The organism is Bhargavaea massiliensis, from assembly GCF_018390575.1.
In the GTDB taxonomy this organism is placed as follows: Bacteria; Bacillota; Bacilli; order Bacillales_A; family Planococcaceae; genus Bhargavaea; species Bhargavaea massiliensis.
This window is the reverse complement of the sequence record NZ_JAHBCJ010000012.1, coordinates 31,354-56,619: the sequence shown is the minus strand read 5'-3', so window position 1 is coordinate 56,619 and position 25,266 is coordinate 31,354. Positions and strand designations below refer to the sequence as shown.

The following is a 25,266-nucleotide window of genomic DNA, read 5'->3' as shown; positions in this document are numbered from 1 at the left end:
GGCGTCTGTGGCCAAAAGCGACAGCGTTGGCCAACAAAGCTCTTCCTGCTACCAAGACTCAGTTTTGGTAAGCAAGGGTCCGCAGCGGAAATCCGAAGGATTTTCAGGAAAAGAGAAAACTGCAGACAAAGGAGCATTACACTCACTTTGTCTACAGTCTGAGAAGCCCATCTGCAGGGCTTCTTTTTACTTTTTATACGTGTTGGAGTTCTGTATTCACTTCAGCCGGCTCTTTCTTGCCGCCGGTCCCGCCGCCTCCCTCATCAATCTTCGCGATTGTAAAACCGGTAAACGCGTAGATGATGGAGATAATCGGACACAGCAGGTTCACCAGGGCATATGGACCGTATTCAACGACACCGACTCCGAGTGTTCCGAAGATAAACACGCCGCACGTATTCCACGGGATAAAGACCGAAGTGAGTGTCCCGCCGTCTTCAAGCGCTCTCGAAAGGTTTTTCGAAGCGAGCCCCATCTTCCGGTATGTGTTTGCGAACATCCGGGAAGGAACCACAATCGAGATGTACTGCTCGGCGCAAGTAGCATTCGTAATGAAAGCGGCACTGATCGTGGAAGCAATGAGCGATCCTGTGTTCCGGACAAGTTTCATCACTTGGTTCATGATGGACTTGAGCATGCCCGAGTACTCCAGGATTCCGCCGAACGTCATCGCCACAATGGTCATGCTGACCGTATACATCATCGAATCCAGGCCTCCGCCATTAAACAGATCATCGACAAGTGCATTGCCGGTTTCGATTGCGTAGCCTTCCTGCAATGCGGTCAGTGCCACCGTGACCGTGTCTCCCTGAACGAACAGCTGGGAGAGGAATCCGAGTACCGCTCCGACGACAAGCGCCGGAATGGCCGGAACCTTCATCGCCACCATTCCGATGACCAGAACCGGAATGAGCAGGAGCCAAGGCGAGATCAGGAAATTTTCCTGCATGACGGAGGCAGTCGTTGCAATTTGTTCAGCATCGATGTTCCCGCTTACATTTTGGCCAAGGAGCGCATACACCCCGAGGGCAATGACTAGAGCAGGGATCGTGGTCCACAACATGTGCTTAATATGGTCAAACAGATCCGTATCCGTGAGCCCGGAAGCAAGGTTGGTCGTATCCGAAAGCGGAGACAGCTTGTCACCAAAATAGGCACCCGAAATGACCGCGCCTGCCACCATCCCCGGAGAAATCCCCATGGCCATCCCGATGCCCATCCCCGCCACACCGATTGTTCCCATCGTAGACCAGGAGCTTCCGATCGCAATGGAAGCAATAGCACAGATCAGGCAGATAGCGACCAGGAAAAACGAAGGATTCAGAAGTTGAAGCCCATAGAAGATCATGGAAGCGACGATTCCGCCGCCCATCCAGGAACCGATGATCAACCCGACAAGGATAATGATAACAACCGCCGGAAGTGCAAGACGGATCCCCTTGTACATCATTTCCTCAATTTCTTTCCACTTAAATCCGCCTTTAAGCGCGACAAGCGCCGCTGTAACGGTTCCGACGATCAACGGAATATGCGGTCCCTGTTCAAGGCCGACAACGGTGTAAAGCATGACACCGATCATGATTATTAAAGGTAGCAGAGCCCAGAAGATGCCGAATTCCCGCTGCTTGCTGCCTTGATCTTGCTTATTCTCAATAGAATTCATAATTCTGAACCCCCCTCAGAAAAAATATGAAAGCGCTGTATCGATCATAGTCGAAAAATTTTTAATGGTAAAGGCAAAATTCATGGTAAAATGTCAGGAAATTTTGCATCATCGGAGTATTCCACCCCCATTCGCAAACTCCATATGCACGATCTGAATTTCCCCCTTTGTTCTGACTGACGTTTCATGTATAATAAGAAAGGTCGTTATATCATGTCCTGGTAGCTCAGCAGGATAGAGCAACAGCCTCCTAAGCTGTAGGTCGGGAGTTCGAATCTCCCCTGGGACGCTAATCGTTAAAAGCCCGTCATAGTCTGCGTTGAATCCAAACGTGACTATGGCGGGTTTTTCTATTGAAGGTCGCCGCAGGTCATCAGGAGTGGTATTTATTTGATCCCATATGAGAGCAACTGTCATCTTAACGAGCTCTACGCAGATTGAAGCGAAGGGTCGGAGACACCTGCGGGAAAAGCGTTAGCCGAAGACCCCCGCAGGATGTTGCGCAATGCTTCGTAACGCTTGCGCTTTTGCGCGCAGAAGATCTTCCGCTACGCGATGCGCACAGACGCCAGTCATTAATTGCCTGCCGCTTAACGCTGCGCTTTTGCACGCAGATGCGAATCTGCGTGTTGTCATCGGCTAAGGCAACGCCCGCGGACTAGCGGAGCGTTGAGCGACAAGGGCTCGCAGCGGAAATCCGCTGGATTTTCAGGAATAAAAAACTGCAGACAAAGGAGTATTACACTCACTTTGTCTACAGTCTGAAGGCGCCGGTCTTCATGGATCGGCGCCTTTTCCATATTATCAACTGGTCAGGAAACATGTTGGTCGAACTTCTGATATCTGTTCAGCAAGTTATCCAGCATCTGGCTGCATTCGACGGTTTTCGGATGAGTGAGCCCGAATTGTCGCGCTTTCCAGTACATGATCATCCTCCGGCAGTAAATCCGATTTTTCAAAATCTTCTTCGACACATCCATGTTCAATTTGCCTCCATGTTTTGTATGATTATGATGGTTTAAAGCAGCTTGTTCATCATACAACGCGATTTGTGCAATGTTTGTCGAAAAACAGCAGGATTGTGAAATTCAATAAAAGTTCACAATTACAAAGTCTAAACAGCCAAGACTGCAGCACAACAAAGCCGAAACAGGTCAATAGACCCGTTTCGGCTTTGTCCCAATATCCGGGCTTCTAATCGCCTTCCAACATCCTGCAAGATCACTTTGCGTCAGGGAATGTTCTTCTTACCAGATCGCTGAATTCGTCAAAGAATCCTTCCACAGGATCGCCCTGTTCGATTCTTTTTCCATAATCCTCGAATTGCCTCGTGAAGTCCGGGTCAGCCGAAACGTACACATTTTCCGTGTCCGGCTTGGCTGCCTTTACTTCATCGCTGATTTTCGTTTTCAGGTCATCGGTCTCTTCAGTTCCTTCAGCAAGATTGACGGCCACATACGCATTATTTGCTGACATTAGGACGGTTGCACCTTCCACGCCTTCAACAGTGGACACCCGGTCAGCTATTTCCTGGTCGTGTTCAAGGTTGTTTGCGTCCCCTTCTCCGCCATTGTTGCCGTTTTGCCCGCCATTATTTTCATCCATTGCGCCATTGTCCGGGTTGCTGCCGTTCTGGTCATTGTTTGTGTCCATGCCGACATCGTTTTCTTCATGGCCATTTGACGTTGTGGACGGATCCTCGTTATTGCCTCCACATGCCGCAAGACCGAGCACGAGTGTGAGGGAAGCAAGACCCAAAAGAAACTTGTTCATGTTTTTCCTCCTTTCCTTTTTGTCTATGATGGCTTTTTCCTCCCCGATTATGTAGCGGATTTTAATTTCCTTTACGCAACCTCAAATGAAAGCGTTTTTAGTAGTAGATACTTTTCAAATCGCCTTGAAATTCAAAAATGTCCATGTATAATTTTCTGTATTATTCATCTTTGGCAAGCTGCAACAGGAAAAGGAGTGGGTCACTTTGGCTGTACAATCAACTGAACTGATTTTGGATGAACTAAAACAACTACTCGGTGTCGAGCGCGCTACGGCTAATGACACCGTCCGTGATCTGCATGGGAGGGATGAATCCTACCATGCCGTCCGGCCGGCGGACATTGTGGTTTTCCCGGAGACGACGGATGAAGTGAGTTCAATCGTCAAGATAGCGGCCAAGCACAAAATACCGATTGTTCCCTTCGGCCTCGGCTCCAGCCTCGAAGGCCATGTGATCCCTTACAATGGCGGCATTACCATCGACTTTTCTTTAATGAACAAGATTTTGGAAATCCGTGAAGATGACTTTCTTGTGAAGGTTCAGCCGGGAGTCACGAGAACCCAGCTAAATAAAGAACTGAAAAGACGGGGCCTCTTCTTTTCCGTCGACCCTGGTGCCGATGCCACACTCGGCGGCATGGCGGCAACGAATGCCAGCGGCACAACGACAGTGAAATATGGTGTCATGCGTGACCAGGTACGTGACCTTGAAGTGGTTCTTGCAGACGGAACGGTCATCCATACCGGGAGCCTTGCGGCCAAGTCGGCCTCAGGCCTTCATCTGAACGGCCTGTTCATCGGTTCTGAAGGAACACTCGGCTGCTTTACCGAGCTGACCCTCCGCGTGTACGGAATCCCGGAGCAGATTGCCGCGGCAAGAGCTTCCTTTCCGACGATCGATAACGCAGTGACCGCAGTCGTCTCAATCCAGCAGGCCGGTGTGCCGATCTCCCGTGTGGAACTGGTCGACGAACCATCGATGCAGCAGGTCAACCGTCATGCCGGAACCCATTATCCGGTGAAGCCAACCCTTTTTCTCGAGTTCAGCGGCAACGAGGCCGGACTCCGGCAGGACATCGAGTTTACAGAGGAAATTGTCTCCGACCTCGGCTGCGAAAACCTGGAGTTCGAAATGGACCAGGAAGGCATGAACCGGCTGTGGGAAGCCCGTCATCACCTTGCCTATTCCTATATCCACAGCCACCCGGGACGCAAAATGATGGTCACGGACGTCTGTGTTCCGATTTCCGAACTGGCCGGAGCGGTGCACCACGCACGGGAAACAGTGGACAAGCTGGGCCTGATCGGCGGCATTACCGGCCATGTGGGTGACGGGAACTTCCATATCATTCTCATGATTGATATGAACAATCCGGAGGAAGTTATGAAATCCGAACAATTGAACGAAGCCATCGTCGGTTATGCGCTGGACCGTAACGGCACTTGTACCGGTGAGCATGGCGTCGGCGTCGGAAAACTGAAATACCAGGCTCGTGAGCATGGGGCTGCTTTGGCAGTCATGGAAACGATCAAGCGGGCGCTCGACCCGGACAATCTGATGAATCCGGGCAAGCTGTTCAGCCCATTTAAGGAGGATGTTTAAATGAGGGCCCTTGAATCCATCAGCGCATTTGCCGGCCGGAACTTCGCCTTCTTTGTCATTGCAGCGGCTGTTATTGCATTTTTGGTACCGGATCCGTTTCTTCCCTTTGGCGCTTACATCACCATCCTTCTTGGAGTCGTCATGTTCGGCATGGGGCTCACCCTTAAGCCGGTAGATTTCAAGCTCGTCGTCACAAATCCGATTCCGGTCATTACCGGCGTGCTGCTTCAATACACGGTCATGCCGCTAACTGCTTTTGTCATTGCCACGCTCCTGCAGCTGCCGGCAGAGCTTGCAGCCGGACTCGTTCTTCTCGGATGCGTGCCTGGCGGAACAGCTTCCAACGTGATGGTCTATCTCGCCAAGGGGAACGTGGCGCTGTCCGTCGCAATGACCTCATTTTCGACGCTATTGGCGCCGATAGCGACTCCCGCTATCCTCCTGCTTCTCGCGGGGCAATGGCTCCCTGTCGATGCAAAGTCGATGTTCATGTCCATTGTCCAAGTGATCATCGTCCCGATTGCTCTCGGTCTGATCGTCCGGCGTTTTCTTCCGGGACTCGTCCAGAAAAGTATCGCAGTCGTTCCGCTGATTTCGGTTTTCGCTATCCTGGTCATCGTCATGGCCGTCACGGCAGCCAATGCAGGAAACGTCACGTCCTCCGGATTCATTGTCTTCATTGCGGTATTCCTTCATAACAGTGCCGGCCTGTTGTTTGGCTACCTGCTTGCCCGTGCATTCGGTTTGAATGAAAACGACCGCCGTGCGATTTCGCTCGAAGTCGGAATGCAAAACTCCGGATTGGGCGTCGCGCTCGCAACCGCCCACTTCAGCCCGCTTGCAGCGCTCCCGAGTGTATGGGGAGCCATCTGGCACAACATTTCCGGACCTATCCTGGCCACGATATGGTCGAAAAAGGACGCACCGGAACCCGATCCGATCGTTCCTGCAGATGCTGTCGCCAAATAAACAAACAGACCCACTGCCGCTCAGGCAGTGGGTCTTTGCGTTAATCCATCATTTCGGCAAGCAGTTCGTAGGAACGGATCCGCTTGTCGGTATCGTAGGCGACGGTGTTGACGATGAGTTCGTCCGCCTGCGTCTCTTCAATGAGCCGGAGCAGTCCTTCCCGGACCTTGTCTTTCGTGCCGAACAGCGTAGTCCGAGGATCGAGGGTCTGCATGACATACTGGCGCTCATACGGCGTCCAAAGCTGTTCGATATCCTCTACCGGCGGCTGCATCTTTCCGCGGCTGTTCCGGATGATGGAGAGGAACTGCTGCATATGCGTCGTGATCAGGTACTCCGCCTCTTCCTGCGTGTCGGCAATGAGGACATTGACGCCCGGCATGGCGTGAGGCTTTTCCATTTTCCCGGATGGCTCGAATCCGCTCCGGTACAGATCAAGCGCGGCATCCATATAACCCGGTGCAAAGTGGCTGGCAAACGAAAACGGCAGGCCTTTCCTTGCAGCCAGCTGGGCGCTGAAGCCGCTCGAGCCCAGCAGCCAGATCGGAATATCCTGTCCGTCACCAGGGAATGCCCGAACAGGCATGTCCTCCCCGCCTTCAAAGTAAGCTTCAAGTTCCGCCACATCACGAGGGAACTCGTCCGGCCCGCCTTTTAAATTCCGGCGGAGCGCCCACATCGTCTGCTGGTCGGTTCCGGGCGCACGTCCGAGACCAAGGTCGATTCGGCCCGGATACATCGCATCGAGCGTTCCGAACTGCTCGGCAATGATCAGAGGCGCGTGGTTCGGCAACATGACCCCGCCGGAGCCGACGCGGATCTCCTTCGACTCCGAGGCAAGACGGCCAATCAGTACGGCTGTTGCAGAACTCGCGATGCCTTCAAAATTATGGTGCTCGGCGAGCCAATAACGGTTGAAGCCGAGCTCATCCGCACGGCGGATCAGCTTCGCGCTGTTTTCTATTGCATCAGCCGGCGTGTCCTCTTCGCGGACCTGTACCAGGTCGAGGACAGACAGCGGAATGCCTTCGAATTTCTTCGCATTTTCTCGGATCAATTTCATCGGATCAACTCCCTCTCTCCTTTTTATCTTACCTCCCTGCCCCGTAGAGATGCCAAGAAACTGCTTAACAAGAAAATAACAATATTATGTAAACAATCCTCCTTCCAATGACAGGAAGGAGGATCATGATCTCCGTATTATAAGGCCCGCCGGGTCACTTTCTTGCCATCACAGGAAAAGCAAATCTTTCTTCCTTCCACGACCGTTTCGAGGTGGACAGTCCGTCCCCAGAGAACGTGCAGATGCGGCAGCACGTGTTCCAGATAAGGCAGATCGAGCTCGGTTCCCTCGTACCGGTGGGCCAGGTACAGTTCACCGTTTCGGAGGTAATCGCCATCCTCCACGACGATGTAAGGGAAGCCGCCGTTTACTCTTGAGGAAATAAGCCGTTCACGCACTTTCTCAAAATCTTTTTCCGTGATCCGATATTCCTGCCCGCGCTTGCCGAACAGATACAGGTCTTCCTGCTCCGCCAGTTCCTTTGTCAGGTAATTGCGGATAAACGACGTGTCCGACTCGATTTCCCGGACTTCATACAGCTTTTCTCTCCCGCTGCCGGGCCGGACGCCCCTCCGTTTCATCTGATCGTCCGGTTGGTCATACCTGCGCTCGATGTCTTCGAAAATTCGCAGGCCGAGCGTGTATGGGTTAATCGAGGTCGCGGACGGCTGAATGACCCCGGCATTCAGCTTGGAGAATTCGATCGTCTCGGCAGGGGTCAGGTCGAGCTCCCGCATGATGCGCTGGTGCCAGAAAGTCGCCCAGCCTTCATTCATGATTTTCGTTTCCAGCTGCGGCCAGAAGTAAAGCATTTCTTCCCTCATCATCGTGAGGATATCGCGCTGCCAGCCTTCCAGGTCCCGCCCGTGCTCCTGGATAAAATGAAGAATGTCCTTTTCCGGATTTTCAGGGGTTCTCTTTCTTGCCGGGGTTTCCTGGCGGGCGTCCTTCCCCGTTGTCCGGTCTAGTGCCCAGAGATCGTCATATGGGGTGGCCCGCAGCTCCGGAACTTCGTTCGGATCTTTTTCGTCACTCGCAATGATGAGCGACGGATCGACATGTTCCTGGACGGCCAGCACCGCATCGAGGAACCTCTCCACACGGTCTTTGCCGTACGTCACTTCATAATCCGCGATCCGGTCCGCCGTCGCAGACATGCTTTCGACCATATCGCCGCGCGTATTGGCAAAACGTACATTGTTTTTGAAGAAATCACTGTGCGCCAACACGTGGGCGACGATCAGCTTATTCTGGACAAGCGAGTTGGAATCAAGGAGAAACGCGTAGCACGGATCCGAATTGATGACGAGTTCGTAGATTTTGCTGAGTCCGAGATCATACTGCAGCTTCATCTTGTGGAACTGCTTGCCGAAGCTCCAGTGGCTGAAACGGGTCGGCATTCCATATGCGCCAAATGTATAGATGATATCAGCAGGGCAGATTTCATAGCGCATCGGATAAAAGTCGAGTCCGAATCCTTCCGCGACCTCTGTGATTTCCGCGATCGCACGCTCCAATGCTTTGACATCAGTCATGATCCGATCGCCTCCCCTTTCCGGAAGAAGCTTTTCAGCGCATGGTACACATCCGCTTTTTCCTTCAGGACATAGTGCCTGAACTTCGGATCGTCCACCGTGCGGAGCGCCGTCAGCATGGTCGAGTATCGGCTGTGTTCATTCACTTCTCCATAGCCGAACATGCGGGAGACCTCCAACAGCTCTCCGACCAGGCGCAGCACTTCTTTGTTGTCCGAGGTCATATTCTCGCCGTCGGAGAAATGGAACGGATAAATGTTATAGCGGGCCGGGCTGTACTTCTCGCCGATCAGCTCCATTGCCATCCGGTAGGCCGACGAGCACCGCGTGCCGCCGCTTTCCGCCTTTGTGAAGAATTCCTCCTCGGTCACCACCTTGGCCTCGGTCTGGTGGGAAATGAACTCAATGTCGACCGAACTGTATCGGGTCCGGAGAAAACGGGTCAGCCAGAAAAAGAAGCTTCTCGCCATATATTTTTCGAATGCGCCCATCGAGGCACTGGTATCCATCATGGCAATCACGACGGCACGGGATTCCGGCCGTTTTTCGTCTTCCCAGGTCTTAAATCGGAGATCATCATCCAATATCGGCATGATCCCGCTGCGTCCTTCCATCGCATTCCGCTTTAATGCGGATACGATCGTCCGTTTTTTATCAATATTTCCGATGAGACCTTTTTTCCGGATATCGTTGAAGGTAATGCGCTCAGTAATGATGTCCGCCTGTTCCTTGCGCTCCAAGTTCGGCAGCTCCATTTCAGAGAAAAGTGCTTCCTGCAGTTCCGCTACCGAGACTTCCGCTTCGTAGACATCCTCCCCCGGTGCGTCCCCTGCTTCCTTGCCTTTGCCCTGTCCAGAACGTCCGCTGCCGTCTTTTGCGATGACATCGCCGACCTGGCTGTCTCCCTTTCCCTGGCCGACGTGTTCCGACTTGGAATGGTTGTAGCGGATTTTATATTCATCGAGCGAGCGGATTGGAATTTTCACAACCTTACGCCCGTCCGACATCACGATATTCTCTTCACTGATCAGATCAGGCAGATTATCCCGGATTGCCCTTTTCACCTTGTCCATGTGACGTTTCTGGTCCTCGTGGCCTTTCCGGTGGAGGCTCCAATCATCCTGCGACACGACAAACCGGCCATATTTGTTCATGCTCCACCCGCCTCTCTTCTTTGAGTTTCCATTATCTTATGCAGTACGGAGCGGACGCTTGACAATGTTCTGAATTATGAAAGAATATAATGAAATTTCGGGCAACTGCCGGGGCAATCGGAAAGACAAAAAGCAGGAGCACCGCCCAAATCCCCGGTCCGGCGGGCCCCTGCCAAACATCTCAGTTTCGTTGGTTCAACAGGTCAATCAGATTACTCCGAAGCAGGAATCATCTGTTCAATAGACTTCCGACATACCTGAGCAGCTCGTTTGCGGAGGTGCTGTTGTATCCATGTTCGTCGATGAGCCGCCCGACAACTTCGTTGACTTTCTTGAGCTGCGCTTCGTCCGGCGTGGCAGACGAGGTGGTGATCTTCACGACATCCTTCAGGTCGGCAAACAGCTTTTTCTGGATGGCCTCCCGCAGGCGGTCATGGGAGTTGTAGTCGAACCGCTTGCCCTTTCTCGCATAGGCGGAAATCCGGATGAGAATTTCTTCACGGAACGCCTTTTTCGCATTTTCCGAAATGCCGATCTGCTCCTCGATCGAACGCATCAGCTTTTCATCCGGCGGAAGTTCCTCTCCTGTGAGCGGGTCGCGCAGCTTGTTTTTATTACAGAACGCCTCGACATGATCCAGGTAATTATCCATCAGCGTCTTTGCGGACTCTTCATAGGAATAAACAAACGCCTTCTGGACTTCCTTTTTCGCAATATCGTCATATTCCCTGCGCGCAATGCCGATATACTCCATGTATCGGGTACGGTCTTCGTCACTGATTGATGCGTGGTCGGCAAGGCCGTCTTTGAGTGAACGCAGCACATCAAGCGCATTGATCGCCGGAACGTCTTTCCGGATGATGGCGGACGAGATCCGGTTGATGACATACCGCGGATCGATCCCGCTCATGCCTTCGTCCGAAAACTCTTTTTTGAGCTCATTTACATCGACCGTACTGAAGCCCTCGACGTTTTCACCGTCGTAGAGACGCATTTTCTTCACGATGTCGGCACCCTGCTTTCTGGACGGCTTCAGCCGGGTGAGCACCGAGAAGATGGCTGCGACCTTGAGTGCATGCGGTGCGATATGCACATGGGCCATGTCGCTGTCAGAAATCATCTTCCGGTAAATGCGTTCTTCCTCAGACACCTTCAGGTTGTACGGTACCGGCATGACGATGATCCGGGAATGCAGCGCTTCGTTCTTTTTGTCTGCAATGAACGACCGGTATTCGGTCTCGTTCGTATGGGCGACAATCAGCTCATCCGCGCTGATGAGCGCGAACCTGCCCGCCTTGAAGTTTCCTTCCTGAGTGAGCGACAGCAGATGCCAGAGGAATTTTTCATCCAGCTTCAGCATCTCCTGGAATTCCATCAGTCCCCGGTTCGCCTTGTTCAGTTCACCGTCAAACCGGTACGCACGCGGATCCGATTCGGATCCGAACTCTGCGATGGTCGAAAAGTCGATGCTGCCGGTCAGGTCCGCGATGTCCTGGGATTTCGGATCGGACGGCGTGAACGTTCCGATGCCGACCCGCTTATCTTCTGAAAGGAAAATTCGCTCGACAGGCATGTCTTCGATCCGCCCGCCGTACTCCCGCTCCAGCCGCATCGAATTCAGTGGCGAAAGCGTCCCTTCAATCCGGATTCCGTAAGCCCGGCGGAAATCTTCACGGAGGTGAATCGGGATCAGATGAAGCGGGTCTTCATGCATCGGGCAGCCCTTGATGGCATACACCGCCCCCTCGTCTGTCCGCGAGTATGCTTCCAGCCCCCGTTTTAAAAGAGTCACAATCGTAGATTTACCGCCGCTGACGGGTCCCATCAAAAGCAGGATCCGCTTGCGCACATCGAGCCGCTTTGCAGCGGGATGGAAATACTCCTCCACAAGCCGCTCCACCGATTCCTCGAGACCGAAGATCTGCTCACCGAAAAACCCGTACCTGCGGACTCCTTCAACTTCCGTGATTCCATGGCTCTTGATCATATTGTAAACACGCGAGTGTGCATTCTGCGCCACTTCCGGCCGTTCCTTGACAATCTCCAGATATTCCGCGAATGTCCCTTCCCACTTTAGACGGTCCTCTTCTTCACGATGTCGTTTTGCCTTCTCCAGGATGTCCAACTGATCGCCTCCAGTCAGTGCTTCGTTTCTTACAACGTATGCGGCGGACGGGCCGTTGATGATGCCGGCGCGGAACTGGGGATTGTTGTAGTGAAATGATGGAGGGCGGACGCGAATCCCCGTGTTGCGGTCGCGAAATCATCGGGTGCGGTCGCGAATCCCCGTGCTGCGGTCGCGAATCCAATCAAAAAGAAAAAACCGGGCGCCGGCCCGGTTTCATCTATTACTCATATTCTTTTTCAATTGCCTGATCGCTGCGCATCGTATCGATATGGCGGACGTAAGATTCAATTTGTTCCCGTTTTGGCTCAAGGAACGGCGGGAGGGCAAGCTTTTCGCCGAGGGTTTCATATGGCTCGTCGTCCATGAAGCCCGGTCCGTCAGTTGCGAATTCGAACAGAATGCCCGGAGCGACGCGCGCGTAAAGGGACTCGAAATAGAAGCGGTCCACATAGCCGGAAGTGCTGAAGCCCATGCTTTCCATGTGGTTAATCCAGTCTTCGAGCACGGAGCGGTCTTCAACCCGGAAGGCGCTGTGATGGATTGTTCCGAAGCCTTGCATCCCTCGCGGAAGAACAGCATTGTGCTCAATGATGACCCGGGCGCCATTGCCGCCTTCGCCGACTTCGAACAGGTAAACGGATCCGTCTTTGGCGACTTCCCGGAAACCGAGCGCTTTTTCCATGACCTGTTTCATATAGTCGATGTTGCTGACGCGCAAGATGATCGGCCCGAGCCCAGTGATGGCGTATTCAAGCGGAATCGGCCCTTTCTGCCATGGAATACCCGCGGCCACTCCCGTATCCCCTTCGTCAGAAATGAGCTGATACAACTGACCGTCAAAGTCAGTGAACGGCAGGACGTTGCGGTCGAACTGCTGCCTGATGCCGTCGTGCTTGATCTCAAGACGGTCAAAGCGCTTGACCCAGTAGTCGAGTGCCGCGTCATCCGGCACGCGGAACGAAGTTCTGTGGATCTCATCAGTTCCGTGGGTCCCCTTCGGAATCCCCTGAAAATCAAAGAATGTCATGTCGGTACCGGCACTGCCCCGATCATCTGCGAAAAACAGATGGTACGTGCTAATATCGTCCTGGTTTACGGTTTTTTTCACAAGGCGCATTCCGAGCACGTATGTGAAAAACTCATAGTTCTTTTCCGCTGAGCTCGTGATTGCGGTTACGTGGTGCATTCCTTTCAAACTTTCCATATTGGTTGCCTCCAATGATTTTTATCTTGAATTCAAGATAAGTATACGCTGTTTGTTCCGGTTACTCAATTCTTTTGCCCAAAATATTGAACTTTAACCGTTCTTCCGTCATCATTAACGGTATGACCACTACAGAAATGAAGGATCATCATATGGAAGAAAACCTAATCAACCCACTTGAGGCTGCTTCCGCCCTTGAGGAGGAGAATGTCACCCGGATCCAGTTGGAGGGCAAAGAAATTATCCTGATCGGCACGGCACACGTTTCAAAACTTAGCGCCCAGCAGGTAAAGGACGTCATCGACCGGGAACAGCCCGACACCGTAGCAGTCGAGCTGGACAAACAGCGTTTCGACGCCATCACAAACGGCAACCGCTGGGAGGACATGGACATCTTCAAAGTCATCAAGGAAAAGAAAGCGACACTCCTTCTGATGAACCTGGCCATCTCCTCCTTCCAGAACCGGATGGCGAAGCAGTTCGACGTCAAACCGGGCGCGGAGATGATCCAGGGAATCGAATCCGCGAAGGAAACCGGCGCGAAGCTCGTCCTTGCCGACCGCAACATCCAGACCACGTTTTCCCGCATCTGGGGCAACCTTGGCCCAGGCGGCAAGGCCCAACTGCTCACCTCGGTCATTGCGAGCATCTTCAGCCGGGATGACATCACCGAGGAAGAAATGGAGAAAATGAAGTCACAGGACACACTTAATGCCGTTCTGGCGGAATTTACCGAAGCGTTCCCCCGGCTGAAAACTCCGCTCATCGACGAGCGCGATCAGTACCTTGCCGAGAAAATCCGTACGGCACCGGGCAAAAAAATCGTCGCCGTGCTGGGGGCGGCACACGTCCCCGGGATCACAAAAGAGATTCACCGAAAACACGATTTGAAAAAACTGACCGAAAAACCGCCAAAACCGGTTTGGCCGAAAGTTGTCGGCTGGGCAATTCCGATCCTTATTATTGGAATCATCGCCTACACCTTCATGCAAAACAGCGATGTCGCCACGAGCCAGATGCTCAGCTGGCTGCTGTGGAACGGCTCCCTTGCGGCTCTTGGAACGATCCTTGCCAAAGGGCATCCGCTCGCTGTGCTTACCGCATTTGCCGCTGCACCGTTCACTTCCCTGAACCCGCTGCTTGCGGTCGGCTGGTTCTCGGGTCTCGTGCAGGCTTACTTTACCCGTCCGAGTGTAAAAGACTTCCAAAAGCTTGCGGATGATGTGTTGAGCGTGAAGGGCTTCTGGCAAAACAAAGCCACACGTGTACTGCTCGTCGTCGTCCTCGGAAACATCGGCAGCTCTCTCGGCACCTTTATCGGAGGGGCCGACGTCATCCGGTCGTTTTTCCAGCATATCTTTTAAACAGCACACCCCGTACAGGCATATTCCTGTACGGGGTATAGTGATCATGGGGGGAGATGGCTGAGTGTTACTAAAGCGGGCCCGAGTGTTACGAAAAAGTCCGGGAGTGTTACCGAACGGGCGCTGAGTGTTACAACTACAAACTGAACCGAAAAAAGCGGCACCGGGTACTTGCTCACCCGGTGCCGCTTCTTCTTTTCCATTACACTTCCGCACTCTGAAACTCACGGATCGCTTCCAGAAACGGCTCTCCGTACTTCGCCAGCTTATTCTCCCCGACGCCGTGGACATCGAGGAAGCTATTCTCATCAACCGGTTTCCGTGCGCACATGTCTTTCAGGGACTTGTCCGAGAAGATGACGTACGGCGGGACTCCTGCTTCGTCAGCGAGGGATTTCCGAAGATCACGCAGCTTCTCAAACAGCGGGTCGGCATCCCCGATTGCTACGCTCACGACCGCCTGTTTGCGCGTGACACGCTCCTTGCCCGTGAGGACATCCTTGCCTGTTGCGGTGACAAAGATCGTCGGGAACTCTCCCTGGCTCACGCCGATCAGATCGCGTGAAATCATAAAGTCGATGAGATTCGTCGCTTCCTTCATGCTATAGTCGCCCTTCAGGATACCGTAGGTCGACAATTCGTCGAATCCGCGATCCTTCACCATCTTGTCGGCTGAACCGCAGAGCACTTTGGCGGTGATTGCCTTGCCCCAGCGCTGCCCCATCCGGATGATGCAGGAAAGGACTTTCTGGGCATCTTCCGTCACATCGATCTTTTCCCGGTCATCGGTGCAGTTGCCGCAGCGTCCGCAGGTAGTTGTATCCGAATCGCCGAAGTGACGCACGATGTACTGTTGGAGGCAGTCCTCGGTATGGCAGTAGTCCACCATCGCCTGCAGCTTCTCGAGCTCTCGGGGAATGCCGTCGCGGTCGTCGGTCTGATCAATCAGGAAGCGCTGTGTCTGGACGTCCTGCGGGGAATACAGCAGGATGCATTCACTCGGCAGCCCGTCACGGCCGGCACGCCCCGCCTCCTGATAATAGCTTTCCATATTTTTCGGAACCTGATAATGGATACAGTAACGGATGTTCGATTTGTCGATTCCCATGCCGAACGCGTTCGTCGCGATCATGATCCGTGCTTCATCATTTAAAAATGCCTCCTGCGCATCTCGGCGCTCTTCCTCGGAAAGCCCGGCGTGATAGCGAGCCACCGGAAGACCGGCTTTTTTCATGTTTTCATATAGGGAATCAACCGTTTTTCGTGTAGCCGCATAAATGATTCCGGCTTCCACGCTGTTTTTCTTCAGGAAATCCTTGACGAATTTGCCCCGGTCCTGTCCCCGTACAACCGAGAAGGAAAGGTTTTCCCGCTCAAATCCGGTCAGGACTGTATTGGACTCCGGTATATTCAGCTGCCGGCAGATGTCCGCCCGTACTTCGGGGGTCGCCGTTGCGGTAAGCGCGAGGATCACCGGGCGTTCGGGCAGCGCCTCCACCACACTGCCGATCAGCCGGTAGCTCGGACGGAAGTCGTGGCCCCATTGCGATATGCAGTGTGCCTCGTCAACCGCCACCATCGGGATATCCATCCTGACCAGATCCTGGAGGAAGAAGTCCGACTCGAATCGCTCGGGTGCGACGTAAAGCAGCTTATAAGCCCCCGCCCTCGCCCGCTCCATCGTATATCGGAATTCATCCAGCGACAGTGTGCTGTTGATGTATGCTGCGGGGATGCCGATCTCGTTCAGGGCATCGACCTGGTCCTTCATCAGCGAGATAAGTGGTGAGATGACGAGCGTCGTGCCTTCCCGGACAAGCGCAGGAATCTGGTAGCATACCGATTTCCCGCCGCCGGTCGGCATCACACATAGGGTGTCTTCGGCGGTCAGCACCTGGCCGATCACCCGCTCCTGTCCCGGCCGGAAAGACGGATAGCCAAAATACGTTTTCAGTTGTTCATGCGCCTGCTCAAGCATGGTTGACACTCCAATCATGAAGGACGCCGTCCGGCTTCCTCAAGAAACCGGCGGACGTCCTTTCTGCTTTTCAATATGATGACTTGTTTGTCAGGGCCGAGGTTCTCCAGTTTCCTGAGTACCCCCGGCCGCTTGTTTTTCCGATAATTCCATACCCATTTGACGAATTCAAAATCGAGGCGATCCGGGCAGTCCTTCTGCATGTCAGGCCTTGTTTTTCCGTGATACCGGACCCGGCGACGAATAATTCCATACATGCAGACGCGCCGAGGCATATCCATGAAAATGACCGTATCGGCCGCCTGCAGCCTGAGATCCATCGTCGCCCCGTAATTGCCGTCGACAATCCAGCGCTCCCGGTCGAAGAGACCCCGCTGGATCTCCTTTTGTTCATCCCGCGTCGTGGGCATCCACCCCGGCTTCCACAGCAGTGCATCCAGATGGTGGACCTCGATTCCCAGCCGTTCCCCCAATTGGCGGGCGAGCGTCGACTTCCCCGCTCCGCCCGGCCCGATCAGCATGATCCGTTCCATGGCGATCCCCCGATCCTTCGGTGTGATTCTCATTATAACGCATCGGCCGCCAGGTTCCCATTCCCCTATTTGATGTGAGAGATTTGGGGCTTGGAAGATGAGTTCGCGGCGGCAAGCCCGCATTTCGCGACCGCACCTCGTGATTTCGCGACCGCAAGTTATCATTTCACGGCCGCAACCACTGAATTCGCGGCTTCACCCTTATTCCGCGCCGCAGCCTTCCATAAAAAAAATGCACCGGCAGCGGCCGGTGCTTATCTTTGTCTTAATGAACAATCCCGCTCCGGTCTTCCGAGAGCCTGGCGATTGTGGCTTCATATTCTTCAGCGAGCTTCTCCACAATTTCCGCGACGGTTTCGCGTTCCGTGACATTGGTGACTCCCTGTCCGGCAGACCAGGCATCCCGCCAGGCCTTGATTTCGTCTTCGCCGGAAAAGTCGAGCTTGCCCGTGGTCCCTTTCAGATTTTCCGGATCCAGTCCCTGCCTGATCAGAGACGGGATCAGGAAGTTGGCCGGCACTCCACTGATGGCATCCGTGTAAATGATATCCTCCACCGTTGAATCGATCACCATCTGCTTGTAGTCTTCGAACGCGCCGCTTTCCGCCGCTGCGAGGAAGCGGGTGCCGAGATAGGCGTAATCCGCGCCCATCGCACGTACCGCTGCCACGTCCGCCCCTGAAGACATCGCACCCGAAAGGATGATTGTCCCGTCGTAGAATTTCTTCACCGCCGAGACAAAAGCGAACGGATTCAGAAGGCCGCCATGGCCTCCCGCTCCCGCACAGACGAGAATCAGGCCGTCAACACCGGTCTGGGCCGCTTTTTTCGCATGCCTGACGTTCGCGACGTCCGAGTAAACCTTGCCGCCGTATGCATGCACCACTTCAACGACTTCGCCCGGGTGGCCGAGAGAAGTGATGACGATCGGCGGTTCGTATTTCCTGATCAGTTCCAGGTCATCATCGTAACGCTGATTCGCTTTTTTATGGCAGATAAAGTTGACCCCCCAAGGCATGTCATCCAGTCCATCCTTCACCTGCTGCAGCCATTCGGCGCACTTCGAGACCGGCCGCGCATTCAGCAGCGGGAATGTCCCGATGACCCCCGCTTTCCCGGATTCAATCACCATTTCCGGATTGGACACCAAAAACATCGGCGCCACGATCACCGGCAGTTTCACCATATCCCCCACCCCTTTAACAATCGATTGAAAACATTGACTCTTCCTTCATTTTCAACTTTCGTGGAAAGGCTGTCAAGGATAAATGAATGAACATTCATTCTTTATTGCGCAAGACTCTATTTCTATCGACAATAAATTGTAAGATATAACTCAACACTTTTCCCTACAAAGGAATAAAGAATTCCGCTATAATGGGCTTATTCTGACTTAGGAGTTGACGGTCTTGAAGCCGATTTCCAAACTATCTACCAAAGTGTTTCTTGTCGCATTGCTAATCGTCGCGGCAGTCGGTGGTGCCGGGTGGTTCTGGTATGACAGTACCCGGCCTGCCGAGGTCCCGTTCGCCAAGATCCAGGAACTGGTCCAATCTGACGCCGGCGCGATGATGCTCACCGAATCGGCTTCCGGAACGCTGACACTCAAGACACCAGACGGAACGTATCGCACGAATGTGCCGCCGAACAGCCAAAGCGTCGAACAGCTGGTTGTGAACCATGCGGTAAATTATGAGTACTCCAAACAAAGCACGGCAGACCGGCTGCTCCTCGCAGGGATTTTCGGTGCCATCGCAGTGACGTTTTTCATCCTTTACCGGAAGGGCAAGCTCGGCACGGCTTCATCGATGAAGCAGAGTGCGGCAAAATCCGCTCCGCTCCCGGATGTCACGCTTGACGACATCGGCGGCATCCCGGATGAGATGAAAGACGAAATCGGCCAGGCGCTTGCCGTCCTGAAGGATCCGAAAGCAGCGGAGGAAGTCGGCCTGACGCCTCCACGGGGCATCTTGCTCTATGGACCTCCGGGTACCGGGAAAACGCTACTCGCACAAGCCATTGCCCGGGAAATTGGAGCCACCTTCTTCTCCTCAAGCGGTGCCGCATTTACAGAAATGTTCGTCGGCGTCGGGGCGTCACGCGTACGCACCCTTTTCCAGAACGCCCGCAAACAGCGGCCGGCTGTCATCTTCATCGATGAGGTCGACGCGCTTGCCGGAAAACGGAAGCAGCACGGCGGCGAGGAATCGGAAAAGACCCTTACCGAACTTCTGGTCCAATTGGACGGCGGCAACGACAATGACGGTATCCTCTTTATCGCGGCGACAAACCGGAAAGACATGCTGGACGACGCATTTGTGCGTCCCGGCAGAATCGACTTCGAGTTCCAGGTTCCGCTTCCGGATACACAAGGACGCCGTGAGATCATCGACATCCATACAAAAGGAAAAGTTTTTGCGCCGGAAGTGGCCGCGTCATTTGACGCGCTGGCGGAAAGCACATCCGGCTTTTCAGGCGCCGAGCTGAGCTCCCTGTTCGAGATGGCGAGCCGGCGGGCACTGCGGGACGGCCGGACCGAAATCGCAAAGCCGGACCTGGACTTTGCCATCGACCGGACCATACTCGGCAGTACGGCACGGTCGCTGAACGACCCTCAAACAAAACGCCGCGTCGCCATCCACGAGGCCGGACACGCACTTGTCCAGGCACTCACGAACCCGGGATCAGTCCGGAAAGCGACAATCATTCCGCGCGGCATGGCGCTCGGCTATGTCGCCCCACTGCAAAAGGAACTTCATCTGTCGACCGTGAGCGAGCAGCTCGACCGAGTCGCGATGATCCTTGCCGGCGGCGTCGCCGAACGGATTCACCTCGGCGAGCACAGCATCGGCGTCGGAGGCGACGTTCAGCAGGCAAAGCATCTGCTCGAGGAAATGGTGGACACCGGCCTTCTCCAGGAAGGGTTCCAACTCACATTCAACAACAATGAAAAAGAAGCGCGCATGCAGGAACTGTTCAACGAGGCGCTTGAGATGGCTGAACTGCTTATCAAGAGCCACCCATCAGAATACGCACGGCTCGTCGATGCGCTCATGACAAAAGAAACGATTGACGGCGATGAGATCCAGGAAATTGTCGGATACAAGAAAGTAATCCGCGACGACTTGGTTGCCTTTGAAGCATAAATGTACGCCTCCCGGTGACGGGAGGCGTCAGACTGCAGACAAAGTGAGTATATTACTCCTTTGTCTGCAGTTTTTTCTTTTCCATAAAATCCTCCGGATTTCCGCTGCAGGCCCTCACTTACCGCGGGCGTTGCCTTAGACTCCTCGAGCTTCGCTCTGCGGGGTCTTCGGCTAACGCTTTTCCCGCAGGTGTCTCGGGCTCTCCGCTTCAATCCGCCATATGGCTTATTGAGGCAAACCGTACCTGTTTATATAATCGAATTAACAGACTACAAAACGGGTGATGAATATGCTGTCGAAATCGAATGGAACCAATCGCAATTCGCCTATTCCTGTCACGCAGCCACTGACCGGAGAAAGTCGGAAAACCGCTTGCCGTTGCTGCAGACGCTGGATACAAAACACCTCATATCGCCAAGGTCATGATCGATGATGGAATCCGCCCTTGCCTGCCTTACACCAGGCCGCGCGGTAAAGAAGGATATCTGAGAAAGAGTGAGTTCCATTACGATTCCGAAAGGAATGTCTAAATCTGTCCAAACAGACAGGAACTCCGGTATTCGACCACCAATAAGCACGGCTACCGAGAATATAAGTCGAACGGAGCCAAGTGTGCAGGTTGTCCGCTGCTTGCTCAGTGCACTCAAAGCCAGAATCATGTAAAAGTCATCACCCGGCATATCTGGCAGGACTACCTCGATCAGGCAGAAGCCATTCGGCTCACCTCGGAAAACAAAGAAATCTATGCAAGGCGGAAAGAGACCGTGGAACGCGGTTTTGGAGATGCCAAGGAGAAGTGTGTGCGATGGACAACCCTTCGCGGGAAGGAAAAAATGTCCATGCAGGCGATGCTTACTTTTGCTGCCCTAAATCTGAAGAGATTGGCCTGCTGGACTTGGGAGTCACCGGAACCGGCCTGACGGCCGGTCATTGCAAGGGGGGATGGGGGAAAACATGCGAAATAACCACGAAAATGACAAAACGGACCCAAAAAGATCTTTTGGGTCCGTTTTGTCTACAGTCTGACGCCTCCCGATGACGGGAGGCGTTTTGCATTGCAGTTGTGTTCAGTCCATGTCCTTATGCCTGAACGGACACTTTCCCTTAATCGGTACCACATCGTCGCCGATAAAAAACTGCTTCCATTCGTTGTGTGTGGGATCTCCGAAGTGGCTGATGTCCGGATGCTTCGGCAGGTTGTCCCATTTCTCTACGCGCTCACGGACTTTGTCGCGTGAGTTGATGCCGCCGGGCTCGGTCCCTTCCAGCCCCTTGAAGATTTTCCTCGGCTGGAACCCGAGAACCATCGCATTGCCAAGGTCACGGGTCTTCCGCTGCTTATAGGCCGGTGCATTGCCGAAGACGAAGATCGGCTCACCGCCGAAGCGAAAATCCCATAAATAATGGTCCGGATCCCTCGGTGCGTCCTCGGGCCATTCGACCGGATCCTGTTCGTGCAAGTACTGGAGAATCTCCCAAAACTCATTCCGGTAATCCTCCAAGGTGCCCTCTTCCTCGAAGGGCTCAACAAACACGAAGAACCCATATCTCTTGTGCTTCGGATTCTCAAAAAGCTTCAGAAATTCCGTCAGCGCCTGAGGCAGGTTGGACCAGTCCTCCCGTTCAATATAGGCATACCGCAACTCCCCGCCGAGTTGGGCGGCCATCCCGAAGTAGCAGGGAAACGTCTTGTCCGTCACGGTTTTCCGGAACGTATCGTATTCACGCAACAGCCACTCAGGAAGATCGTCCCTGGTACTGAAATCTTCTTTGACAAGCATCTTATTTTCTAGTGTTTTCATGAAGACCCCTCCAAATGATATCTATTCTATTATGCCCTTTTTGATTCCAATGAAACGGTTTGATAGGAATTGGATGGGGATGCGCAGAACTACTATAGGTGATTGATGAAGGAGGTTGCAAATGAAAGGCAGGATCGTAACCAGATTGTTTAAGTTGGTAGGAAAAAAAGGGAAAGGTCCTTTTGCGGACTTTGGCACGATTGTTCCCAGCCTTGCCCGCGAATTCATGTCCCAGTCAGAAGAAATCCGATCTGCCGGGAGCAAAGAAATCGCTGTATTCGAACCGAAGAAAAGCAGTGACCACCTGGAAGGGGAATTTTGCGTTGGCCTGCTGGTGAAGTGTCCCGTCCAGACCGTGCCAATCGGAATGACTTACATGGAGGTTGGCGGCAATTACGCCACGGCCAGAGGAAAGATGGAAGGATTGACGGAACTGCACGCCAGTTTGCAGAAATGGACAGCCGGCAACGGGTGCCAGATCAACCTTACGGACTCTATAATTGAGGTCTATCACCCTACAGAAGCCGGCGAAGAAGTCGAAATCTTCTTGCCGATTTTAAGCGACAGCACTAACATCTCTTAACCCATTCAGTTCAGTGGTACAAACATAAGAAACAGCAATCGATTTAGCAAAGATTTCAACATGGGAATCACACCTTATTCAGCACCCTAATCAGGGTGCTTTTTCTTTTATTTTACTGCCAAATAAACTTAATGCTTTTAACACCCTAATTAGCAAGTGTTTTGACGAACGCACAAAAATTATACGTTCGAAAATCGTGCTGACACGTTGCTGAAACGTATTAATAATTCTTTCCTAATTGGAGATAGTAATTAGAAAAGAGGTGAAATTATCTTGAAAAAAATGCATGTGCTGATATTAATCATATCTTTATTTACTTTGGTATCATTTGGAGCTTATGCACAGCCTAAAAATTGTCCTGTATTAAGTGAATTAGAGAAAACATCGCTTAAGGATAAAAAAGAGGTAATAGAAGCGTTAAATACTTTAATACCAAAAACTTATGGAACTGGATTAGATGATTTACCTGACCTATATACTAAGTGGAATGTAGTAACTGCCAAACCTTTCCCTAAAACAGTTGGTAATAAAATAGAAGAAGGCTATTTTGGAATGGCTAAAACCTTTTGTGGCAAAGAAATTGCTGAAAAGTCATGGCTTGTGCGTTTAGATTTCCCCAAAGCACCTGGAGCTGACTTAGCCCAAGGTCAAATATTTTTAGCTAAGAGTAAGGAAAAAGGATGGTTTGTTTGGTTTCGATACCATTAAACTGCTATTCCTCCTTAAACTAACGGGTTCTTTATTAAAATGGACGTCAAAATACAATGAGCTTGGAGATACATTTTCCAGCTCATTTTTATGTGCATTTTTTTAACACAGCCATAAGAAAGTAGGGAAACCACTTGCGTGGCTTCCCTACTTTCTTAAATGGTCAATTACGGACGGCCGCTTCTTCACGGATTTCCGTGACCCAGTTAAACAGATCTTCTTTCACGCCGCTCTGCAGGCCTGTCAGCTCTTCGTAAAGCTTGGTCGACAGTTCGCCGGCCTGGCCGCCGTTGATGGTGAAGGCTTCGCCTTTCCAGCTGAATTCCCCGATCGGAGAAATCACGGCCGCTGTTCCTGTACCGAATGCTTCCTCGAGGCGTCCTTCCTGCTGGGCGGTTTTAATTTCCTCCATCGAGATGCGGCGCTCGGTCACCTGAATGCCCCAGTGCTTCAGCATCTCAATGATCGACTTGCGAGTGATGCCGCCGAGGATGCTGCCGTTGAGTGCAGGTGTGATGACCTCGCCGTCAATTTTGAAGAATACGTTCATGCTGCCGACTTCTTCGACATACTTCTTCTCCACACCGTCAAGCCAGAGCACCTGGGAGTAACCCATCTTCTCCGCCACCGCCTGCGCCTTGAGTGAAGCAGCGTAGTTTCCTGCCGTTTTCGCGGCCCCCGTGCCGCCGGCCACCGCACGAACATATTCGTTCTCGACAAGGATCTTGACGGGAGCGATCCCTTCCTTGTAGTACATCCCGACCGGAGACAGGATGATAATGAACTGATACGTTAGCGAAGGTGCGACACCCAGATGCGGCTCGGTCGCAATCATGTACGGGCGGATATAAAGGGATGTCCCCTCGGCTTCCGGCACCCAGTCCCTGTCCACCTTAATAAGCGTCTTTAGTGCCTCAAGTGCATGTTCCTCATCGATCTGAGGCATGCACAGGCGGTCGCAAGATTCATTCATCCGGCGGAAGTTTTCTTCCGGGCGGAAAAGGCGGATCGCTCCGTCTTTTGCGCGGTATGCTTTCAGGCCTTCGAATACGGTCTGTCCGTAATGGAAGATGGTTGCAGACGGATCGAGCGTAATCGGCTCGTACGGGACGATACGGTGATCGTGCCAGCCAATTCCTTCCGTATAGTCCGCAATGAACATATGGTCTGTGAAGTTGCGCCCGAAAGCAATGCCGTCCGTGGATGGCTTAGTTTTTCGCTCCTGGCTCTCATTGATGCTGATCTGCATGTTCTCCATCAAACATCTTCCTCCTTGATATTCAAGGTACGCGATATATCGTATACTCATGAAAAAGAAATATTGACCTTATTATACATATTTTCAGACAGGTTTAAATACTTTTGCACAAAATATTTATTTCACAAAAGTGTGTCATCCTAAATATCCATAAAAAAACGTTTTATCGCTGCTTTATCCGCCATGGTGCTTAATTGCACAGAGGAGCTGACGGAAACGCATTTTATTGCAAAATGCCCAAAGCTAATTACGGCCGCTAAGAGTTGCACGAAAAAACCGGCACCCACACGGGACCGGTCAGTTCTCCATTATGCAACTGCAATCTTTTCGGCCATTTGTTCACTCGGTAAGACAAGCTTCGGGAAGCGTTCGTAGACCGGCTCAAGTTTGGCCACAATTTCTTCGATTTCGGCCGGATCGCTAAACGGATAATGGAAGTAGTATGATCCCCGCTCGGTTTCAAGCAGGACTTCGAATACCTGCATGACCTGTTTCCTGACCGAGTCCTCATCACCCATCAGCACTTCTTCTGCTTCGAACCCATTTTCAGTCGCTTGGCTCACGAACAGGTTCCCCGGATGCGCCTCCGCATCGAATCCCATCGCGGCATCAACAAATTCATCGATGGTTTTCAAAGTTTTCAACCACATCCCCTCCCGTTTCATACAATATTCCCATTAAACCAGATAAAAAACCGATAAAAACAGGATTTTTAGAAAGTGTCAGATTGAAGGAAACCTTGCCGGCGAGGAAGATGGCCATCATGCCATAAAAGAGGACCGTTCCGACGGTCCTCAAGCAG

Annotated in this window: 21 protein-coding genes, 1 tRNA gene and 1 pseudogene; 8 read left to right on the top strand and 15 right to left on the bottom strand. The window is 52.7% G+C overall.

Annotation, left to right across the window (positions count from 1 at the left end; genetic code table 11):
- Positions 1-193: 193 nt before the first annotated feature.
- A complete protein-coding gene (nhaC, locus tag KHA84_RS14640; RefSeq protein ID WP_213424255.1) occupies positions 194-1,663 on the bottom strand; it encodes a Na+/H+ antiporter NhaC in 1,470 nt (489 codons plus the stop codon).
- 215 nt (positions 1,664-1,878) lie between these two features.
- On the opposite strand from nhaC, the gene KHA84_RS14635 reads away from it, so the two are divergent.
- A tRNA-Arg gene (locus KHA84_RS14635) sits at positions 1,879-1,952 on the top strand.
- Between the two features lie 523 nt (positions 1,953-2,475).
- On the opposite strand, the gene KHA84_RS14630 is transcribed toward KHA84_RS14635, so the two are convergent.
- Both KHA84_RS14630 and KHA84_RS14625 read right to left on the bottom strand, forming a co-directional pair.
- Positions 2,476-2,643, bottom strand: coding sequence for an aspartyl-phosphate phosphatase Spo0E family protein (locus tag KHA84_RS14630; RefSeq protein ID WP_213424254.1), 168 nt, complete (start codon positions 2,641-2,643; stop codon positions 2,476-2,478).
- 241 nt (positions 2,644-2,884) lie between these two features.
- The gene (locus KHA84_RS14625; protein WP_213424253.1) at positions 2,885-3,436 is read right to left on the bottom strand and encodes a YhcN/YlaJ family sporulation lipoprotein; all 552 of its coding nucleotides are present in this window, start codon (positions 3,434-3,436) and stop codon (positions 2,885-2,887) included.
- Positions 3,437-3,641: 205 nt separating this feature from the next.
- On the opposite strand from KHA84_RS14625, the gene KHA84_RS14620 reads away from it, so the two are divergent.
- Complete coding sequence (locus KHA84_RS14620) at positions 3,642-5,039, top strand: FAD-binding oxidoreductase (protein WP_213424252.1); 1,398 nt, start codon at positions 3,642-3,644, stop codon at positions 5,037-5,039.
- Positions 5,040-6,008, top strand: a complete 969-nt coding sequence (locus KHA84_RS14615) for a bile acid:sodium symporter family protein (protein ID WP_213424251.1) — start codon at positions 5,040-5,042, stop codon at positions 6,006-6,008.
- 40 nt (positions 6,009-6,048) lie between these two features.
- Here KHA84_RS14615 and KHA84_RS14610 read toward each other — a convergent pair whose 3' ends face one another.
- The 5 genes from KHA84_RS14610 to KHA84_RS14590 form a co-directional block, all read right to left on the bottom strand.
- On the bottom strand, positions 6,049-7,071 hold the full coding sequence (locus KHA84_RS14610) for an LLM class flavin-dependent oxidoreductase (protein WP_213424250.1): 1,023 nt from the start codon (positions 7,069-7,071) through the stop codon (positions 6,049-6,051).
- 137 nt (positions 7,072-7,208) lie between these two features.
- Complete coding sequence (locus tag KHA84_RS14605; protein ID WP_213424249.1) at positions 7,209-8,606, bottom strand: SpoVR family protein; 1,398 nt, start codon at positions 8,604-8,606, stop codon at positions 7,209-7,211.
- Positions 8,603-9,760, bottom strand: coding sequence for a sporulation protein YhbH (yhbH, locus tag KHA84_RS14600; protein ID WP_213424248.1), 1,158 nt, complete (start codon positions 9,758-9,760; stop codon positions 8,603-8,605). Before yhbH ends, KHA84_RS14605 begins: the two co-directional genes overlap by 4 nt.
- Positions 9,761-9,989: 229 nt before the next feature.
- Entirely contained in the window at positions 9,990-11,885 is a 1,896-nt protein-coding gene (locus KHA84_RS14595) for a PrkA family serine protein kinase (protein WP_213424247.1), read from the bottom strand.
- Positions 11,886-12,108: 223 nt separating this feature from the next.
- Positions 12,109-13,092, bottom strand: a complete 984-nt coding sequence (locus tag KHA84_RS14590; RefSeq protein ID WP_213424246.1) for a ring-cleaving dioxygenase — start codon at positions 13,090-13,092, stop codon at positions 12,109-12,111.
- Positions 13,093-13,244: 152 nt separating this feature from the next.
- Between KHA84_RS14590 and KHA84_RS14585 the strand changes: the two genes are divergently transcribed.
- The gene (locus KHA84_RS14585; RefSeq protein ID WP_213424245.1) at positions 13,245-14,456 is read left to right on the top strand and encodes a TraB/GumN family protein; all 1,212 of its coding nucleotides are present in this window, start codon (positions 13,245-13,247) and stop codon (positions 14,454-14,456) included.
- A gap of 202 nt (positions 14,457-14,658) precedes the next feature.
- Here the strand turns inward: KHA84_RS14585 and recQ are convergent, their stop codons facing one another.
- From recQ to KHA84_RS14570, 3 genes are all read right to left on the bottom strand, one after another.
- Positions 14,659-16,434 (bottom strand): DNA helicase RecQ, encoded by a 1,776-nt coding sequence (recQ, locus tag KHA84_RS14580; protein WP_213424244.1) that lies wholly within the window; start codon positions 16,432-16,434, stop codon positions 14,659-14,661.
- 14 nt (positions 16,435-16,448) lie between these two features.
- Positions 16,449-16,967, bottom strand: coding sequence for a DNA topology modulation protein (locus KHA84_RS14575; RefSeq protein ID WP_213424243.1), 519 nt, complete (start codon positions 16,965-16,967; stop codon positions 16,449-16,451).
- Positions 16,968-17,232: 265 nt separating this feature from the next.
- Positions 17,233-18,153, bottom strand: coding sequence for an NAD(P)H-dependent flavin oxidoreductase (locus KHA84_RS14570; protein ID WP_213424242.1), 921 nt, complete (start codon positions 18,151-18,153; stop codon positions 17,233-17,235).
- Positions 18,154-18,376: 223 nt separating this feature from the next.
- Between KHA84_RS14570 and KHA84_RS14565 the strand changes: the two genes are divergently transcribed.
- The gene (locus tag KHA84_RS14565) at positions 18,377-20,113 is read left to right on the top strand and encodes an AAA family ATPase (RefSeq protein ID WP_213424241.1); all 1,737 of its coding nucleotides are present in this window, start codon (positions 18,377-18,379) and stop codon (positions 20,111-20,113) included.
- Between the two features lie 353 nt (positions 20,114-20,466).
- Positions 20,467-21,033: pseudogene (locus KHA84_RS15450) on the top strand (transposase); the annotation flags it as partial.
- A 147-nt stretch (positions 21,034-21,180) separates the two neighbouring features.
- Here the strand turns inward: KHA84_RS15450 and KHA84_RS14555 are convergent.
- Positions 21,181-21,915: a YqcI/YcgG family protein gene (locus KHA84_RS14555; protein ID WP_213424240.1), complete on the bottom strand. Its 735-nt coding sequence runs from the start codon at positions 21,913-21,915 to the stop codon at positions 21,181-21,183.
- A gap of 121 nt (positions 21,916-22,036) precedes the next feature.
- On the opposite strand from KHA84_RS14555, the gene KHA84_RS14550 reads away from it, so the two are divergent.
- Positions 22,037-22,498, top strand: a complete 462-nt coding sequence (locus KHA84_RS14550) for an AraC family transcriptional regulator (protein ID WP_213424239.1) — start codon at positions 22,037-22,039, stop codon at positions 22,496-22,498.
- A 282-nt stretch (positions 22,499-22,780) separates the two neighbouring features.
- Positions 22,781-23,206: a hypothetical protein gene (locus KHA84_RS14545; RefSeq protein WP_213424262.1), complete on the top strand. Its 426-nt coding sequence runs from the start codon at positions 22,781-22,783 to the stop codon at positions 23,204-23,206.
- Positions 23,207-23,369: 163 nt separating this feature from the next.
- Here the strand turns inward: KHA84_RS14545 and KHA84_RS14540 are convergent, their stop codons facing one another.
- The 3 genes from KHA84_RS14540 to KHA84_RS14530 all read right to left on the bottom strand — a co-directional run bounded on the left by KHA84_RS14540 (position 23,370) and on the right by KHA84_RS14530 (position 25,262).
- A complete protein-coding gene (locus KHA84_RS14540; RefSeq protein WP_213424261.1) occupies positions 23,370-24,464 on the bottom strand; it encodes a branched-chain amino acid aminotransferase in 1,095 nt (364 codons plus the stop codon).
- Between the two features lie 308 nt (positions 24,465-24,772).
- Positions 24,773-25,108, bottom strand: a complete 336-nt coding sequence (locus KHA84_RS14535) for a hypothetical protein (RefSeq protein WP_213424238.1) — start codon at positions 25,106-25,108, stop codon at positions 24,773-24,775.
- Positions 25,083-25,262 carry a hypothetical protein gene (locus KHA84_RS14530; protein WP_213424237.1) on the bottom strand — a complete coding sequence of 60 codons (180 nt, stop codon included), beginning with the start codon at positions 25,260-25,262 and terminating at the stop codon, positions 25,083-25,085. The genes KHA84_RS14535 and KHA84_RS14530 overlap by 26 nt, the downstream gene beginning before the upstream one ends.
- Positions 25,263-25,266 lie beyond the last annotated feature (4 nt).

Bases quoted from the DNA above. Each gene is read 5' to 3' on its own strand.
- nhaC (WP_213424255.1), bottom strand. From the start codon at position 1,663: ATGAATTCTATTGAGAATAAGCAAGATCAAGGCAGCAAGCAGCGGGAA.
- KHA84_RS14630 (WP_213424254.1), bottom strand. From the start codon at position 2,643: ATGGATGTGTCGAAGAAGATTTTGAAAAATCGGATTTACTGCCGGAGG.
- KHA84_RS14625 (WP_213424253.1), bottom strand. From the start codon at position 3,436: ATGAACAAGTTTCTTTTGGGTCTTGCTTCCCTCACACTCGTGCTCGGT.
- KHA84_RS14615 (WP_213424251.1), top strand. From the start codon at position 5,040: ATGAGGGCCCTTGAATCCATCAGCGCATTTGCCGGCCGGAACTTCGCC.
- KHA84_RS14610 (WP_213424250.1), bottom strand. From the start codon at position 7,071: ATGAAATTGATCCGAGAAAATGCGAAGAAATTCGAAGGCATTCCGCTG.
- KHA84_RS14605 (WP_213424249.1), bottom strand. From the start codon at position 8,606: ATGACTGATGTCAAAGCATTGGAGCGTGCGATCGCGGAAATCACAGAG.
- yhbH (WP_213424248.1), bottom strand. From the start codon at position 9,760: ATGAACAAATATGGCCGGTTTGTCGTGTCGCAGGATGATTGGAGCCTC.
- KHA84_RS14590 (WP_213424246.1), bottom strand. From the start codon at position 13,092: ATGGAAAGTTTGAAAGGAATGCACCACGTAACCGCAATCACGAGCTCA.
- KHA84_RS14585 (WP_213424245.1), top strand. From the start codon at position 13,245: ATGGAAGAAAACCTAATCAACCCACTTGAGGCTGCTTCCGCCCTTGAG.
- recQ (WP_213424244.1), bottom strand. From the start codon at position 16,434: ATGCTTGAGCAGGCGCATGAACAACTGAAAACGTATTTTGGCTATCCG.
- KHA84_RS14575 (WP_213424243.1), bottom strand. From the start codon at position 16,967: ATGGAACGGATCATGCTGATCGGGCCGGGCGGAGCGGGGAAGTCGACG.
- KHA84_RS14570 (WP_213424242.1), bottom strand. From the start codon at position 18,153: ATGGTGAAACTGCCGGTGATCGTGGCGCCGATGTTTTTGGTGTCCAAT.
- KHA84_RS14555 (WP_213424240.1), bottom strand. From the start codon at position 21,915: ATGAAAACACTAGAAAATAAGATGCTTGTCAAAGAAGATTTCAGTACC.
- KHA84_RS14550 (WP_213424239.1), top strand. From the start codon at position 22,037: ATGAAAGGCAGGATCGTAACCAGATTGTTTAAGTTGGTAGGAAAAAAA.
- KHA84_RS14545 (WP_213424262.1), top strand. From the start codon at position 22,781: ATGCATGTGCTGATATTAATCATATCTTTATTTACTTTGGTATCATTT.
- KHA84_RS14540 (WP_213424261.1), bottom strand. From the start codon at position 24,464: ATGGAGAACATGCAGATCAGCATCAATGAGAGCCAGGAGCGAAAAACT.